Origin of the sequence: Kitasatospora sp. NPDC101235 (assembly GCF_044767505.1) — a bacterium.
Taxonomy (GTDB): domain Bacteria; phylum Actinomycetota; class Actinomycetes; order Streptomycetales; family Streptomycetaceae; genus Kitasatospora.
Genome location: NZ_JBIWNZ010000007.1, coordinates 318,966 through 335,086 on the forward strand (window position 1 = coordinate 318,966; position 16,121 = coordinate 335,086).

Genomic DNA, 16,121 nt, shown 5'->3' on the forward strand with positions numbered 1-16,121 from the left:
GGGGAGGGCGCCATCTTCGACCGGGCCGGTGCTACGCCCTGGACGTGGACGGTGTCAGCCGGCCAGGTCGTCCAGTTCGGCGGTCCAGTCGATCAGGGCGCCTTCCGACCCCTGGGGCACCAGCGTGAAGGTCTCCCGGCGGAGCCAGCGGCGGACCTGTCGGGACGGGAGGTCGACGAGGACGACGCTGCCGCATCCCCGGAGCATGATGCGCAGGGAGGCGCGGCCGTGGCAGGTGCAGGGCGGCCAGATGCGGACGTTGCCGAGGCCCGCGGGCTTCTGCAGGCCCTCCCACAGGAGGTCGCGGGAGAACTGCCAGGTGCCCGCTTCCGCTGCGGGGCCGAGGAACTCGAGTGCGACGGCGAGCGGGTCGTCGCTGCGGTAGCCGAAGCGCACCGGGATGTCGACGGACTCGTGCTCGCCGAGGACGAGCCGGGCGTCGAGGACGATGTCGGTGCTGGTCACCTCCGGGTGGGGCTGAGGGTTGGAGAGGGAGTGGTGCGCGGGCATGGGTTCTCCTGGGCGGGCGGTGTAGGGGTGGGGCCGAGAGGGGCCGAGTGGGGCCGTCCGATCGGGTCGGGGCGCGCCGGACGGTCGGGGCACCGGTGCCGGTGCCGGTGGCGGCGCGACGCTCTCGCCTCGGGCCCTGGGAGCTGCCGAGGAGCAGGGGGAGGCGGAATCGCTCCTCAGGCTAGGGAGAGGTGCCGGCGGGGATGTTCCGGCCGTGCACCGCGAGGTGACGATCCGCGCACCGTTCGCTCGACGTGCCGGGCGGGGTGTGGGCTCCTCGCCGCCACATCCGCTCGCTCCGGCGGTCGGGGGCCGGCCTGTTGCCGCATTGTCTCGCATGAACTCAACTCCGTTGTGTCGAAGGCTCATTCGCGGATCTCGCTGTCGCGCGCGGAGCCTCTTCCGGGGGTGGGCGCTGCCCCGGGGCGGCCGCCGTCCAACCCGGGCGGAGCCGCCGAATCCTCGATTTGTTGAAGGTTTGTCCATCCCGTTTCGCTCCTTGTATGAATGGCGCCGGGAGGCTTTTGATCATGACGATGTGGATCCAGCGCGCACGCTCGGGAGGCGAGGCGCTGCAGGCGTTGGTGGACGGTCTGGCCGAGGAGCTGGGGCGCTCCGTCGTCCTCGACGACCCGTTGGTGCGGATGATCTGCACCAGTAGGCATTTCGGCGACGAGGACCGGGTGCGGGTGCGCACGTTGTTGCAGGGCATCGCGGACGACGAGACGATCCGCTACGTGCTGTCGCAGGGCGTCGCCCAGTGGACCCGTCCGGGGGTCCTGCCGGGCCGCGACGACCTGGGGATGCAGCCGCGCTACTGCGTCCCGATCCGTGAGCGGGGCCACGTGCTGGGCATCCTGATGGTCGTGGCGGCGGGGGAGCCCCTCACGGAGGCCGAGATCGCGGCCATCGACAAGGCCGCCGGTGCCGTGGCCGTGGAGATGTACGCCGAGCGGCTGGCCTCGGACGACGACGAGGAGCACACCCGTCGGCTGGTGAGCCGGCTGGTCGGCCCGGACTCGGTGCAGCGCTGCGAGGCGCACCGGCGTCTGGTGGACGACGGCCTCCTTCCGGCGGGCCCCCACGTCGTGGTGACCAGCGTGGCCGTCTCGGGGCAGCGGGCGCCTTCCGGGCAGGTCGCGGTGGCGCTGCGCGGCGCGCTGGAGCCGTTCCGGCAGACCCGTACGGCCCGTGGCCTGCCGGCGGTCGAGCAGGACCGGGCGGTCCTGGTGCAGGTCTTCGAGCGGGAACCGGCGGAGGAGGACCTGGAACAGCAGTGCCGCGCCGTCGTCCGCTCCCTGACGACCTTCCTGGGCCCGGGGCCGACCGTCGTGGTGGGCGTGGGCGGCCGTCGCACGGCGCTCGCCGACGCGTGGATCTCCTACGACCAGGCCCGGGTGGCGGCGCGCGCGGCCCGTCGGCTGCCCCGGCTGGAGGGCATCGGCGACTGGGAGCGGCTCGGGGAGTACACCGTGTTCCTCCAGTTGCCCGACAGCGCGCTCAACGAATCCCTCCTGCCGAAGCCGCTGCGGCTTCTGCTGGACGGCGGCGGCAACTCCCGGCTGGAGGAGACCCTGCGCTGCTTCCTGGAGAACGCCGGGTCGGTGCCCAGGACCGCGGAGGTCCTGGAGGTCCACCGCACCTCGCTGTACTACCGCCTGCGCCAGATCCAGGAGATCACGGGCCTGGACCTGGACAACGGTGCGCACCGCCTCGTCCTGCACACGGGGCTGAGACTGTGGGACCTGCTGCAGGTCTCCCCGGAGGTACCGGCCTGACCCGGAGCATCGCCGAAGCGCCGTTGCTACAGAGCGATGAAGCTTCGTCGGGCAATCCCTACGTCGGTCGGTGGTCAACCGGTTCGGTGTCCGGTGAGAATCTTCACTACGAGCTGCCGCTCATCCCCTCTCCTGATCCCTCCGCCGCCGTGACCGCCCAGCGGCGCGGCAGGCCACCCTCCCCAGCACCTGTACTGAACGATTCGAAACCGGTCGGAGCCTCCCGTGATCCTGTCGGGTCCCTCACTCATGCCCGAAACCCAGTACCACCAGCTTGACCAGACCGCCCCTGACGGCGGCAGCGGCTGCATCGACATCCTCTCCCCACCGCCCGGAACCGACCCCGAGGACTGCCTCTACGTCGCCCTGCACGTCCACGGCGCGGCCTCCGTCCGACGCCACGGTGCCAGCACCGTCCTGGCCCCCGGGGACCTGCTGATCGGCACCACCGTGCACCCGGCGGGCCTGCTGAAGGACGCCGAGTGCCGGATGGTCCACTTCCGCGTCCCCTGCTTCTACCTGGGCGTCCGGCACGGCGACGTCCGGCGCACGGGCGGGCTGATGGCGCGGGGGAACGAGGGCATCGGCTCGCTCGCCTCGCAGGTGCTGCGGACGCTCGCCACCCAGGCCCGGGCGCACCGGGCCCGGCCGGGCAACCACCTGGCGCGCAGTGTCTCCGACATCGTCGCCATCCTGGTGACCGACCTACTCGAACGGGAGAACCCGGAGCACCCGACCGGCTCGGCCGAGCTGCTGTCGCGGATCCGTGCCCACATCGAGGAGAACCTGGCCGATCCGGACCTCGCGCCCGAAGCGATCGCCCGGTCGCAGCACATCTCGGTGCGGTACCTGCACAAGCTCTTCCAGCAGGACGGGACGACCGTGGGCCAGTGGGTGCGGCAGCGACGCCTGGACGCCTGCCGCAGGGAACTGGAGCGCCCGTCCCGCCGGCAGACCAGTGTCTCCGCCGTCGCGCACCGGTGGGGCTTCGTCAGCCACTCCCACTTCAGCCGGGCGTTCCGCGACGCCTACGGGGTGTCGCCCCGCGAGTGGCAGGCCTACGCCGCACAGAGCGAGAGCCGCACCCCCTCCTGAACCCGCCTCCTCCGTCCTGTTGCGTCCGGCCGTCCGGCGCCATCCGAAAGGCAGCCATGCAGTCCACCCGGCCCACCGTCGTGCTCGTCCACGACGGCTGCTCCGACGCGACCACCTGGTTCGGCGTCATCGCCGAACTCCACAGACGCGGCCTGACGGTCCTCGCCGTCGCGAACCCGCTGCGCGGACTGGCCCACGACGCCGCCTACCTGGCGTCCGTCGTCGCGGACATCGGCGGCCCCGTCGTCCTGGTCGGCCACTCCTACGGGGGTGCGGTGATCACGGAGGCCGGGGGCGCCCCGAACGTCGTCGCGCTGGTCTTCGTGGCGGCCTACCTCCCCGACGTGGGGGAGAGCCACAACGCGCTCGCGAGCCGCTTCGGCCCGTCGCCGCTCATCCCGCGGCTGCGGCGTACGGAGTTCACCACGGACGGCACCGAGCGGGCGACGGAGCTCAGCGTTCCCCGGGAGTGCTTCCGGCCGTTCGTCGCGGCCGACCTCGGCGAGGAGGTGGCCCAGGTGCTCGCCGCACTCCAACGCCCCGTCGCGGAGCGGGTGCTCACCGACGCGCCGACGGCGGCGGCGTGGCGCACCACGCCCTCGTGGGCCCTGGTGGCGGGGGCCGACCAGGCACTGCCCCCGTCGATCCAGCGCTTCACGGCACGGCGCGCCGGCGCCACCGTCCTCGAACTGCCCGACGCCTCCCACGCGGTGGCCGTCTCCCGGCCGACCGCGGTCGCGGAACTCATCCACGACGCCGCCAGGTCGCCTTCCGTACGACCGGTCACGCCCCCGAGCGCGGGAGCGGCACCCGGCGGGCGGTGAGACGGACAGGCCATCGTGCGGGTGCGGGTGCGGGTGCGGGCCAGAGAGCCGAACGCGCCGGTGGGCGGCCGGGCGACGAGGGGCCTGGCCGCCCACCGGCGAGCGCGTCACGCCGGTCACCGGGCAGTGTGGATCTCCGCGATGTAGCCGCCCGGGAACTCGACCATCGCGCTGTCCCGGCCGTCCGCGCGGACCGGTCCCCACAGCACCGAGGCGCCGGCGGCCTTCGCCCGGTCCAGGGTGGCGCCGAGGTCCGTCACGCCGTAGCCGGTGAGCTCCCGGCCGAACGGGTGGGGCAGGTGGCCGTCCGTCACCGCGACGGTGGTGGTGCCGAACCCGGAGGTGAGGCGGATGAGCCGGTACGTCGTGCCGGGAAGGCCGAGGACGGCGCCGTCGGCCTTCCGGTCGTCGGAGACGATGCGGCCCTTGGTGAAGGCGACGTAGCTGTTGAGGAAGGCGCCGACGGCGTCCGGCGACAGGTAGAGCCGGTTCTCCGGCACGCTGGCCAGGGCCGGGTACGACGTCGGGCCGGTGTGCACGTAGAGCTGGGCGCTGACCCCGCCGGGGAACTGGACGACGGCGTCCCGGCCGATCGGGTCGGCGAACGGTGCCACGGTCACGGTCGCGCCGTCGGCGCGGGCGGCCTTGACCGCCTGGTCGAGGTCGGTGACCAGCCAGCCGGTGCGCTCGGTGCCGAACGGGTACGGGACGGGCGTGGTGTAGTCGAACACCGACAGCGTGCCCACCGGGGACACCACCAGCTCGGACAGCGTCCGACTGGGCGTCGGGGTCACCTGGGTGGAGACCGGTCCGATCGTGGTGCCGCCGAAGGTGGACGTCCAACTGGCCACGAAGGCCTGCTCGGTGCCGGGCGCGACGTAGACGTGGGTGGTGTCGTACTGCGGGCCGACGGCGAACTGCTGGTGGGCGCCCGGCTGCTTCGCCGGGGTGCTCTGGGTTGCCGAGGCGACGGGGACCGCCGTCAGCGCGGCGACCGCCGCCACCAACGGGACCACGCGGCGGGCGAATCGAAGCTTCACGGAGGGACCTCCTGGTCGTGGTGCGCGCCCGGCGCCCGCGTGGAGCGGGCGCCGGGCGCGGGTGTGGCCGGTACCGCCGTCACCGCCGGGCCTGGGGCGGTGACGGCGGTACCGACGATGGGCGGACGGCCGCGGTCGGGGGTGGCGGCCGTCCTGGTCACTTGGCGAGGAAGGCGAGCAGCGCGGTGTTGACTTCCTCGGCGTGGGTCCAGAGCAGGCCGTGCGGCGCGCCCTCGATCTCGACGTAGTCGGCGGTGGGCAGCGCCTTGTGGAAGGGGCGCGCGGTGTTGTCGATCGGCAGGGTGCGGTCGCCGGTGCCGTGCAGGATCAGGGCCGGGACGTCGATGCGGGTGATGTCGGCGCGGAAGTCCGTGTACCAGGTGGACGGCGCGGCCGAGGCGGCGAAGGCACCGCCGGAGGTGGCGACGTTCCAGCTGTTGCGGACGGCCTCCTCGCTGATCCGGGTGCCGAGGTTCTCGTCGAGGTTGTAGAAGTCGTTGAAGAAGCCGGTGTAGAAGGCGAACCGATCGGCCTTCACGGCGGCGACGATGCCGTCGAAGAACTCCTTCGGCGCGGCGCCGTCCGGGTTCTCCTCGGTCTTCAGCAGGAACGGCTCCAGGGAGGCCAGGAAGGCGACCTTGGCGACGCGCTCGGAGCCGTAGGTGCCCACGTAGCGGGCGACCTCGCCGGTGCCCATCGAGAAGCCGACCAGCACGGCGTCGCGGACGTCGAGGGTCTCCAGCACGGTGTTCAGGTCCGCGGCGAAGGTGTCGTAGTCGTAGCCGGTGGTCGGCTGCGAGGACCGGCCGAAGCCGCGGCGGTCGTAGGTGATGACCCGGTAGCCGGCGTCCAGCAGCGCGGCCTCCTGGCGCTCCCAGGAGGCGCCGTTCAGCGGGAAGCCGTGGATGAGGACGACCGGCTGGCCGGTGCCGCGGTCCTCGTAGTGGAGGTCGATGGAGGTGGTGTTCTCCTGGCCAACGGTGATGTACGGCACGGGTTTTCCTTTCCTTACGGCAGCGTGTGGCTGCGACGGGTCACACGCTAGGGTCGTCCGCCGTCGGCCGGTTGCCTCTGAGAGCACCCCGAGTCGTCCGAGAGTGCTGTGGCCGGGAGCACCCGTGGGGACGGACAGGTGACAGCGGCTCGACTCCCGCATCCGGTGCGCGGACCGACCGTCGACAGTGCGCGGTCGGGACAGGCCCTGGGCCCGTGCGTTCCTAGCCTGATGGCCGAAGAAGTCAGTGATCCGTTCCGCGGACGACTGACTACCCCACGCCCGAGAATCCCCAGGAACACCATGACCAGCCAGCAGCCGCGACTCCACCAGCACGGCCCCGAGATCCAGCAGTTCGGCACCGTCACCCAGCTGCCGATCGCGCTCTCCCATGACGCCCGGCAGTACTCGTGCCAGCGGCTCAACCGCGTCCTCGCGGACACCCAGTTCCTGTACGCGCTGTACAAGAAGTACCACTGGGGCATGCGTGGGCCGACCGCCTACCAGCTGCACCTGCTCCTCGACAAGCACGCCCAGGAGCAGTTGGAGCTGGTCGACGCGCTTGCCGAACGGGTGCAGAGCCTCGGCGGCGTCGCGGTGGGCGACCCCCGGCACGCCGCGCAGATCACGGACGTGCCGCGCCCGCCGGACGGCATCGAGAGTGTGCGGTCGATGCTCTCGCGCCTGCTCGACGCGCACGAGACCATCCTCGCCGACGTCCGTGACGCCGCCACCCGCACGGCCGAGCTCGGCGACGACGGCACCCAGGACCTCCTGGTCTCCCAGATCATCCGCACCGGCGAGACCCAGGTCTGGTTCCTCGCCGAGCACCTGGTCGTCACCCCCGAGAACGGGGCGTGACCGCGGGCCGGGCCTGTTCGTCGGCAGGCCCGGCCCGCTCAGTGCCGGGCCCGTTCGTCGGCGGGCCCGGCACTCTTCGCGCCGCTCACCGGATCCGGCGCTACCCGCACGATCGCCGGAGCCGCGCGGCCGACCCGTGGGCGGCTGCACCTGTCCACCCATCGCCCCTGGAGATCCCGTGCCCGGACGCCATCCGTTCCCCGACCAGGGCCCCGCGGCGGGCGCGGACTGCGCCACACTCGACCTGGGCGCACAACTCCAGCTCGGGGAGGGCAGGTTCATCGACCTGCCGGTGCGCTTCGTGTACCGCGGTGACGAGCCGTTCTCGGTGGTCATGGAGTTCCCCGGCTCCGACCCGGCGGTCGGGACGTGGGAGTTCTCCCGCGACCTGCTGTGGAAGGGTTTGCACAGGGCGGCCGGGATGGGTGACGTGCGGGTCCTGCCGCCCTGCCGCTGCCACGGCCGCCGGCAGCTGCGGATCACGCTCAGGGGGGACGACGACACCGCCTCGATCGATGTTCCGTTCGAGCCGGTGCACAGCTGGCTCCGTGATCGGAGCTTCGCCATCGTGCCGCGTGGCAGGGAATCCGAACTGATCGACTGGGACGCCGAACTGAGCCGACTGGTCGGCGGCCGTTGAAACGACCGGTCCGGTCGCCACCCGATGGAGGGGTGACGACCGGACCGGTGGGCTGTGCGATGGTCAGGCGAGCTTCTGGCAGAGCAGCGCGTACGGCCGCGCCGCCCACAGCTGCCACCAGGGCTGGCTGTAGGCCATGCCCGCGACGACCTCGTCGTCCGCGCACTGGCCCTTGGCGAAGCCGTACGAGAAGTCACCGCCCTTGGCCGCGGTGGGGCGGTTGTCACCCTTGTCGAACCAGAGCGTGCGGGTCGAAGCCCCCAGCGCAGTCGCGGACTTGGCGCACAGCGCGCCCATCGTCCGGCCGTTGCGGCTGTATCCGGTCATGACGGAGCCGGCGGGGCACTGGGCCTTGGAGTAGCCCGGCGCCCAGTCGGTGGTCACGTAGGTGCCGCCGTGGTCGACGACGAACGAGTGGCCGGCCTCCCACAGGTTCGCCTTCGTGACGTCCGTGCACAGGCCGTTGTCACCGCCGAAGCTGAGCCCGATCAGCCGGCTGCCGTCCGGGCAGGAGGCCTTGAGGGCCCACGGGTCCCAGTCCGGCCGGGTCTTCAGGTACGCGGACTGGTTGTCGTCGAACAGGCCGGCGCTGAGCGAACTCCAGTTCACCAGGGGCACCGGGGGCTGCCCGACGCTCACCGAGGCGAGCGGCCATTCGCGGTGGAAGGCGAGGAAGGGCAGGTCCGCCGACAGGATCGGGGTGCCGAGGATGGCGAGCCGCGCCATCAGGGCCCCGTTGATGTCGAGTCCGCCGTAGAGGGCCGCCGCACCGTTGACGGCCGGCGTGGTGCCGGCGCCGTCGAGGACGATGGAGCCGTTGACCGTGGCCCGCAGGTACGGCTCGATGGACGCCTTCACGCCGACCGTGTCGTACAGGGCGATCGAACCTTCGGCGAGCAGGCCGGCCTTCGCCGAGGCGGCGCCCTTGAGGTTGAGGCGCAGCGGGGAGACGGTGGAGTTCCCGGGGTCGGTGGTGGTGGTCCAGCCCGAGTCCTTGACGTAGTCGGAGTGGACGCCCCACTGGCCGTCGTACGCCTGCTCGGCGTCGAGGGTGACGGTGCCGTCGGCGCTGATGTCGGCGGAGAGGGTGAAGTTCAGGTTGATGACGACGGGCAGGGGGCCCACCATCAGCACGGGGCTGGCGCTGTACTTGGCCAGCGGTATCCGGATGGGCGTGGTGCTCGCGCTGAGGTTCGCGCTGACGCGCCAGTCCGCGTGCGCGCCCAGGGTGAAGCCGACCCGGGCCTGCTGGGGGGCGAGGAGGCCGAGGCCGCCCTGGTAGGAGAAGTCGATGGCCGGGTGGATGGAGGCAGAGCCGGAGAGCGTCGCCGAACTGCCGTCGGGCAGCGGGACGGTGGCGTTGGCGGTCAGCCCCAGGCTGCCGGACACGGAGCCCTGGCCGGAGGTCGCGCCGAAGTCGGTGGTGACCTGCACGCCGCCGATCTGGGGCTCGACCTGGAAGGTGCTCGGGCTGACGGCGCTTCGCAGGCTGGTGCTGGTTCCGCCGAGCAGCTCGGGGAGGGTGGCCGGGCGGGTGGTGACGGCCACCTTCCCGTCGGCCGTCGGCTGCACGCCGGTGACGGCGACCAGCGCGCCGTGCGGGGCCGCCGGGGTGGGCGGGCTGTCGATCAGCTGCCCGGGCTGGAGGGCGGCTGCGGCGGTCTCGGGGGCCGCGGCCAGGGCGGACGGCGACTGCGGACCGGTCGTGGCCGGTGCGAGTACGGCGGTGCCGGTGTTCGCGTCGTAGGAGGAGAGCGCGAGGGCCGGGGCGGTGGTGGCGGTGGCCGGCGCGCTGCCCTGCGCCGGCGTCGCCACCGTGGCCGCGGCCGTGCCGGACGTCGGGGGCGCCAGCGTCGCCGACGTGGTGGGGTCGGCGGGCGAAGCCGACGGGTCGGGCGACGCGGTCGGGGTGGCTGCCGCTGTCGCGGCCGGTGTGGTGGTCGCAGCGGCCGGTGATGCCGCTGCTCCGTTCAGGATGGCGCCGCAGAGGATGAGCACGGTGGTTGTCGCGGCGGCTGACAACGTCAGCTTGCGCACGGTCACGTGGAGGGTCCCTTCGTGTCAACGGTGCTGGAGCGGTGGTGACTTGTGGTGGGCACACTGCCCGGAGCAGTCGCACTGGCCCTGACCGACGGGTAACTTAGCAGTCACCGGCAGCCTTGTTGACACTTTTGTCAGGTTCGCGGATCGCGATCACGAGATTTCATGGCCCAGGAGCCGGGCTTTTCCCTTCGGTTAATGCGGAGCTCGGCAGTCCGGCGCGAGGTGGTTCGGCGAGCCGGATCCGGAAACGGCCCGATCGGCCGTCACATTCGGCAGAAACCGGGCGAATTGGCGCCGGGTTCGAGGCGTCGCACGGCCGTCGTTCGCGAAGTGCCCGGCCGGGCCGACCCGGCCGGTGTCATCGAGTGCGTACTTCCGGAACCCTTCGGTCCCTACTGTTCTTCGTCCGTGGCTGGATCACCAAGCGCCTCGAATGCGCCGAACGGGATCGGGCCCCTGGAAGGTTTCCCGTCCGGGGGCCCGATCCCGTTGTGTCGTGTCCTGCCTCAGCTGCGGTGCAGGGCGAGGCGGGTGACCAGCCCGCCGCCCACGCCGGCGACGACGGCCGCGGGCAGGCACCACAGGGGCCACTGCGCCAGCCCGAGGGCCCCGTCGATCGACCACTGTCCGGGGCCGGTGGCGGTGAGTGCCGCGCCGATGACGATCAGGACGAACGGGAACTCGTACCCGTCGTGCTGCACCCACAGCCCGTGCGGCCACTTGACCGTCAGGGCGACGGTCATCACCCCCATGACACCCGCGCTGGCCAGCGGGGTGAGCAGGCCGAGAGCCAGCATCAGCCCGGCCCCGAGCTGGGTGCCGCCGGCGGCGATCGCGGTGAGCTTGCCGCCGCGGAATCCGTCGCCCCGGAACTCGGCGCTGCCGCCCTCCAGTCCACCCCCTCCGAGGTGGAAGCTGACCTTCTGGACGCCGTGGCCCGCGATCAGCAGACCGGCGACCAGGCGCAGCAGGAGAAGGCCAGTGTTCATGTCGGACTCCGTCGGATCGAGGGGGTCCGTCAGCCGGCGGCGTGCGGGTTGATCATCGACTGGGCGTAGACGAGGCCCATGCCGTAGGCGCCGCCGTGCTCCTTGACCAGGTCCGTGACCGCGACGTAGGTCTCGGTGCGGGCCCAGTCGCGCTGGAGCTCCAGGAGGACCTGGATCCAGGTGACGGGGACGGCGCCGGCGGCGGTCATGCGCTGGAGGGCGTGCTCGTGGGCCAGCGGGCTGACGCCACCGGAGGCGTCGGCGACGACGTAGACCTCGTAGCCCTGGTCGAGTGCGGACAGGGCGGGCAGGACGAGGCAGACCTCGGTCCACAGGCCGGACAGGATGATCTTCTTGCGGCCGGTGGCCTTGACGGCCTCGACCAGGGCCTCGTCCTCCCAGGCGTTCATCGAGGTGCGGTCGATGATCTCCTGGTCGGGGAAGACGGCCTTCAGCTGCGGCAGGATCGGGCCGGAGAAGGACTCGGCGGCGACGGTGGACAGCACGGTCGGCACGTTGAAGATCTTGGCGGCCTTGGCCAGGCCCTCGGTGGCGTTGATGATGGCGGTGCGGTCGCCGCTGCCGGTGCCGAAGAACATCTGCGGCTGGTGGTCGACGAACAGCATCATCGCGTTGTCCGGGGTGAGCAGGTCCGGGCTCGGGGCGGCGTGGACGTTGGCGAAGTCGACCATGGTTCTTCTCTTTCCTTGGAAATGCAGGGAATTGACACTGCGTCGGACGCTGCCGGATCGGCTCGGCGTCACATTCAACAACGCTAGTCCGCGATGGTCCGACCGTTCTGCTCGCTCTGCGCCCGGGACTGTTCCGACAACGCACGACCACGGGCACCGGGCCGGCCGACCGCCGAAGTGCGCTGCTGGGCAACTGCCGATGCGCTGCGGAGAACCTCGCCCGCCGTCGGCTGCCTAGGTTCGCTGGGCGGCCCCGCGCCGAAGCGCCACCGAACGAAGGGAACTCCGTTGTCCACCATGCCCGTCGCCGGAATCCGTCCCGGCACCCCCGACCAGCCCGCCGACCTCGTCGTGCGCAACGCGAAGGTGTTCACCAACGACCCGCGCCGCCCGCAGGCGACCGCCGTGGCCATCCGGGACGGACGGATCCAGGCCGTCGGTGACGACGCGGACGTCGTCCCGCTGGTCGGCCCCGGCACCCGGGTGGTCGACGCGCTCGGCCGCCGGGCCATTCCCGGCCTCAACGACGCGCACCTGCACGTCATCCGCGGCGGCCTCAACTACGTGATGGAGCTGCGCTGGGACGGCGTCCCGACGCTGCGCGAGGCCCTGACCATGCTCCGGCGGCAGGCCGAGCGCACCCCGCCCGGCCAGTGGGTGCGGGTGGTCGGCGGCTGGTCGGCCGACCAGTTCGCCGAGCGGCGCCTGCCCACCCTGGCGGAGCTCAACGCCGCGGCCCCCGACACCCCCGTCTTCGTGCTGCACCTCTACCAGTCGGCGCTGCTCAACAAGGCCGCCCTGCGCGCCGCGGGCTTCACCAAGGACACCCCCGACCCGGTCGGCGGCCAGATCGTGCGCGGCCACGACGGCGAGCCGACCGGCCTGCTGATCGCCGCCCCCGGCGCCCTGCTGCTCTACTCCACCCTGGCCAAGGCGCCGATGCTGGACGAGGCCGACCGGATCGGCTCCACCCGGCACTTCCTGCGCGAGCTGAACCGTTTCGGCCTCACCTCCGCGATCGACGCCGCCGGTGGCTTCCAGGCCTTCCCCGAGAACTACGGCACCGTGATGGAGCTGGCCCGCCGCGGCGAGCTGAGCCTGCGCATCTCCTACCACCTCTTCCCGCAGACCGCCGGGCAGGAACTGGACGACCTCACCCGCTGGGTGAACACCGTGCGCCCCGGCGAGGGTGACGAGTGGCTGCGCCTCAACGGTGCGGGGGAGAACCTCACCTGGGCCGCCGCCGACTTCGAGAACTTCACCGAGCCGCGGCCGCAACTGGGCGGCTACGAGACGGAGTTCGAGAAGGCCGTCCGGCTGCTGATGGAGAACGGCTGGGGCTTCCGGCTGCACGCCACCTACGACGAGACGATCCGCCGTGACCTGGCCGTCTTCGAGAAGCTCGCCGCCGAGGGCCTCTTCCCGCAGGGCAACCGCTGGCTCTTCGACCACGCGGAGACCGTCAGCAAGGAGAGCCTCGACCGGATAGCCGCCCTGGGCGGCGCCGTCTCCGTGCAGAACCGCCTCTCCTTCCAGGGCGAGGCCTTCGTCAACCGCTACGGCGCCCCGGCCGCCGCCGAGGCCCCGCCGCTGCGCGCGATGCTGGACCGCGGCCTGACCGTCGCGGCGGGCACCGACGCCACCCGGGTCTCCTCCTACAACCCCTGGGTCGCCCTGCACTGGCTGGTCTCCGGCCGGGCCGTCTCCGGCCGCCGCCTGGCCGCCGAGCACAACCGGCTCGACCGCGCCCAGGCCCTGGAGCTCTACACCCTGGGCGGCGCCCGCCTCACCGGCGAGGAGGACGTCAAGGGCCGTCTGACGGTCGGCAGTTACGCGGACCTCGCGCTGCTCAGCGCCGACTACTTCACGGTGCCCGAGGCCGACATCCCGCACATCGAGGCCGTCCTCACCGTGGTCGGCGGGCGCATCGTGCACGCCGCCCAGGAGCACGAGGGCCTCGCGCCCGAGCTGCCCGAGGTGTCGCCGTCCTGGAGCCCGGTCGCCGAGTTCGGCGGCTACCAGGCCACCCCCGCCCCCAGCCTGGCCGCCGGCGTCCGCCAGGCCGAGGGCGTGCTGGAGGCCGTGGCGGCCTCCGGCGAGCAGCACGCCTGGCGGGCCGCCCGCGGCCTCGCCCTGCCGGGGCAGCCCCAGCTGCCGATGGACCCCTGCTTCTTCTGACGAATCGTCACATGCGTCCGGGGGCACCGCCGAATCCAGGCGGTGCCCCTCCTTCATTCCTCTCTTCAGGAGCCGTCGTGACCACGCCCGCAGCCGTACCCCGGAGCACTCCCGGACCGCAGATCCACGACCGCCACCCGCTCGCCCTGGCGCTCTTCGGCCTCACCCTGGTCAGCGGCCTGATCGACGCGGTCAGCTACCTCGGCCTCGGCCACGTCTTCACCGCGAACATGACCGGCAACGTCGTCGTCATCGCCTTCGCCCTCGCCGGAGCGCCCGGCTTCTCCGTCGTCGGCTCGCTGACCTCCCTCGCCGCCTTCCTGCTCGGCGCCCTCCTGGCCGGCCGCCTCGCCGTCCGCGACACCGGCTCCCGGCGGGCCGCACAACTGCGGACGGCCTTCGTCCTGGAGGTCGCGCTGTACGGGGCCGCCGCCGCGGTCGTCTTCGCCTGGGGTGCGGAGGGCTCCGCGCAGTACGCGGTGATCGCGCTGCTCGCCCTGGCGATGGGTCTGCGCAACGGCACCGTCCGCGGCCTCGGCGTGCCGGACCTCACCACCACCGTGCTCACCCTGACCCTGACCGGTCTGGCCGCCGACTCCCGTCTGGCCGGCGGCACCGCGCCGCGCCGGCGCCGGAAGATCCTCTCGGTGGTCACCATGCTGGCCGGCGCCTACCCCGGAGCCGTCCTGGTGCTGCACGGGCAGACCGCCTGGGCGCTGGTCCTCAGCGCGGCCCTGGCGGGTGCCACCGTCCTGCTCTACCGCGAGTGAGGCCGCGGGCCGCGCATCCGACGCCGAGACGGCGGGGGCGTCCCTTCGGACGTCCCCGCCGTCTCGGCTTCTCGGTGTCCCGGCTTCAGGTGATGTGCCGCAGCAGCGCGGCGACGGCCGGTGGCGGCTCGCCGGGAGGCCGTACCACCATCACCTTCCAGTGCGGGGCGTGGTGGTCGAAGCGGTACTGGGGCAGCTCGGGGAAGCGGTCCGCGATCGACCGGGGCATGATGCAGACGCCCAGGTCGTTGCGGACCAGTTCGGCCGCCGCGACGATGTCGTTCACCTCGAACGTCGTGCTCCGGTCGACGCCCGCGGCCCGGAAGGACCGGTCGACCGCGTGGCGGATGGCCCAGCCGGGCGGGAAGTCCACCAGGGGCAGTTCGGCGACGTCGGCGAGCCGGACCTCGCCGTCCGGGGTCGCCCCGACCAGCACCCGCCGGGGCGCCGCCAGCAGCACCATGTCCTCGCGGGACAGCAGCCGGGTCGTGAGCCCGCGCTGCTGCTGACGGTCGAGCGCCACCACGGCCAGGTCCACCGTGCCCTCGCGCAGCGCCTGCCGGATGTCGGCGACGGCCGCCTGCCGCAGCTGCACCACCACGCCCGGGTGCTCGGCGCGCAGCGCGGCCAGGGCGTGGTGGAGTCCGGCCCACACCCCCTGCATGGTGCCGACGGTGACCCGCCCGCACAGCTTGCCCTGGACAGCGTTGACCGCCTCCCGGGCCAGCTCGGCGGAGCGGAGCGTCGCCCGGGCGGCGGGGACGAACGCCTCGCCGGCCCGGGTCAGGGCGACCCGGTGGGTGGTGCGGTCGAACAGCGCGGTGCCCAGCTCGCGTTCCAGGGCGCGGACGGTGCTGGACACGGCGGACTGCACCACGTGCAGCCGCCGGGCCGCCGCCGTGAAGCCGCCGGTCTCGGCCACCGCGACCACGACCTCCATCTGCCGAAGATCCATCATCACTCCCGTTGAGCCGCGCTCCGTCCGGCGCCCAGCGTGCGGGCCCGGACGGAGCGCGGCTTCGATCGTTACGGCATCGTATGCGGACGGGTCACGCCTCGGCGGTGACGGTGGCCGCCTGCCGGCGTTCGGTGGTCCAGTAGAGGAGGGCGATCAGGGGCAGGGCGGTGCCGAGGGCGGTGACGCCGGTCCAGCCCCAGGAGTGGTAGGCGACGGAGCCGAGTTGGGATCCGGCGGCTCCTCCGATGAAGAACATGGCGATGAAGGCGCTGTTGAGGCGGGCGCGGGCGGCGGGGTCGAGCTGGTAGACGGTGTGCTGGCCGAGGATGAGGGTGGCCTGGACGGCCATGTCGATGAGGACGGCGGCGAGGGCGAGCAGGATGGCGCTGTGTCCGCCGAGGCCGGCGAGTGTGAAGGAGGCGGCGGCGACGGCGAGGGCGATGCCGGTCATGGGGCGTGTCAGCCCGTGGTCGGCCCAGTGTCCGGCGAACGGGGCGACGGCCGCTCCGGCGGCGCCGACGAGGGCGAACAGGCCGACGCCGACGGGGGAGTAGTGGAAGCCGGGGCCGGTCAGACCGTCCGCCAGCAGGGCGAGCCGGTCTCTCGGCCTGTCGTCGTACCTGTCAGTGGCAGGCCTTGTCGTGCGTGCAGGATCTTCGAGAACGATGGGTGGGAGCGGGCCGCGGGGGACGAGTACCAGGAGTTCAAACCGCGGCTGCACTCTGACAGGGGGTTGTCACCTGCTTGAC

The 16,121-nt window shown here is 72.5% G+C and carries 15 protein-coding genes; 7 read left to right on the forward strand and 8 right to left on the reverse strand.

The features are described from left to right. Positions 1-54: 54 nt before the first annotated feature. Positions 55-510, reverse strand: a complete 456-nt coding sequence (locus ACIRRH_RS15235; protein ID WP_403066746.1) for an SsgA family sporulation/cell division regulator — start codon at positions 508-510, stop codon at positions 55-57. A 530-nt stretch (positions 511-1,040) separates the two neighbouring features. On the opposite strand from ACIRRH_RS15235, the gene ACIRRH_RS15240 reads away from it, so the two are divergent. The 3 genes from ACIRRH_RS15240 to ACIRRH_RS15250 all read left to right on the forward strand — a co-directional run bounded on the left by ACIRRH_RS15240 (position 1,041) and on the right by ACIRRH_RS15250 (position 4,207). Next, positions 1,041-2,288: a PucR family transcriptional regulator gene (locus ACIRRH_RS15240; protein ID WP_403066748.1), complete on the forward strand. Its 1,248-nt coding sequence runs from the start codon at positions 1,041-1,043 to the stop codon at positions 2,286-2,288. Between the two features lie 249 nt (positions 2,289-2,537). Beyond that, on the forward strand, positions 2,538-3,383 hold the full coding sequence (locus ACIRRH_RS15245) for a helix-turn-helix domain-containing protein (protein ID WP_403066750.1): 846 nt from the start codon (positions 2,538-2,540) through the stop codon (positions 3,381-3,383). A gap of 56 nt (positions 3,384-3,439) precedes the next feature. Next, complete coding sequence (locus ACIRRH_RS15250; protein WP_403066752.1) at positions 3,440-4,207, forward strand: alpha/beta fold hydrolase; 768 nt, start codon at positions 3,440-3,442, stop codon at positions 4,205-4,207. 116 nt (positions 4,208-4,323) lie between these two features. On the opposite strand, the gene ACIRRH_RS15255 is transcribed toward ACIRRH_RS15250, so the two are convergent. Next, positions 4,324-5,247 carry a VOC family protein gene (locus ACIRRH_RS15255; protein ID WP_403066754.1) on the reverse strand — a complete coding sequence of 308 codons (924 nt, stop codon included), beginning with the start codon at positions 5,245-5,247 and terminating at the stop codon, positions 4,324-4,326. A gap of 157 nt (positions 5,248-5,404) precedes the next feature. Then, positions 5,405-6,241, reverse strand: a complete 837-nt coding sequence (locus ACIRRH_RS15260; protein ID WP_403066756.1) for an alpha/beta fold hydrolase — start codon at positions 6,239-6,241, stop codon at positions 5,405-5,407. A 303-nt stretch (positions 6,242-6,544) separates the two neighbouring features. On the opposite strand from ACIRRH_RS15260, the gene ACIRRH_RS15265 reads away from it, so the two are divergent. After that, positions 6,545-7,102, forward strand: coding sequence for a Dps family protein (locus ACIRRH_RS15265; RefSeq protein WP_403066758.1), 558 nt, complete (start codon positions 6,545-6,547; stop codon positions 7,100-7,102). 178 nt (positions 7,103-7,280) lie between these two features. Further along, positions 7,281-7,742, forward strand: coding sequence for an SsgA family sporulation/cell division regulator (locus ACIRRH_RS15270; protein WP_403066760.1), 462 nt, complete (start codon positions 7,281-7,283; stop codon positions 7,740-7,742). Between the two features lie 63 nt (positions 7,743-7,805). Here the strand turns inward: ACIRRH_RS15270 and ACIRRH_RS15275 are convergent, their stop codons facing one another. The 3 genes from ACIRRH_RS15275 to ACIRRH_RS15285 all read right to left on the reverse strand — a co-directional run bounded on the left by ACIRRH_RS15275 (position 7,806) and on the right by ACIRRH_RS15285 (position 11,466). Beyond that, on the reverse strand, positions 7,806-9,785 hold the full coding sequence (locus ACIRRH_RS15275) for a hypothetical protein (protein ID WP_403066762.1): 1,980 nt from the start codon (positions 9,783-9,785) through the stop codon (positions 7,806-7,808). A gap of 506 nt (positions 9,786-10,291) precedes the next feature. After that, a complete protein-coding gene (locus ACIRRH_RS15280) occupies positions 10,292-10,774 on the reverse strand; it encodes a DoxX family protein (RefSeq protein WP_403066764.1) in 483 nt (160 codons plus the stop codon). Between the two features lie 29 nt (positions 10,775-10,803). Then, positions 10,804-11,466 (reverse strand): hydrolase, encoded by a 663-nt coding sequence (locus tag ACIRRH_RS15285; protein ID WP_403066766.1) that lies wholly within the window; start codon positions 11,464-11,466, stop codon positions 10,804-10,806. A 297-nt stretch (positions 11,467-11,763) separates the two neighbouring features. Here ACIRRH_RS15285 and ACIRRH_RS15290 point away from each other — a divergent pair, with 297 nt between their 5' ends. Beyond that, a complete protein-coding gene (locus tag ACIRRH_RS15290) occupies positions 11,764-13,644 on the forward strand; it encodes an amidohydrolase (RefSeq protein WP_403066845.1) in 1,881 nt (626 codons plus the stop codon). Between the two features lie 77 nt (positions 13,645-13,721). Next, the gene (locus tag ACIRRH_RS15295) at positions 13,722-14,414 is read left to right on the forward strand and encodes a YoaK family protein (RefSeq protein WP_403066768.1); all 693 of its coding nucleotides are present in this window, start codon (positions 13,722-13,724) and stop codon (positions 14,412-14,414) included. An 85-nt stretch (positions 14,415-14,499) separates the two neighbouring features. Here ACIRRH_RS15295 and ACIRRH_RS15300 read toward each other — a convergent pair whose 3' ends face one another. Continuing rightward, positions 14,500-15,369, reverse strand: a complete 870-nt coding sequence (locus ACIRRH_RS15300) for a LysR family transcriptional regulator (protein WP_403066770.1) — start codon at positions 15,367-15,369, stop codon at positions 14,500-14,502. Positions 15,370-15,463: 94 nt separating this feature from the next. Further along, positions 15,464-16,093: an MFS transporter gene (locus tag ACIRRH_RS15305; protein ID WP_403066772.1), complete on the reverse strand. Its 630-nt coding sequence runs from the start codon at positions 16,091-16,093 to the stop codon at positions 15,464-15,466. Positions 16,094-16,121: the final 28 nt, after the last annotated feature.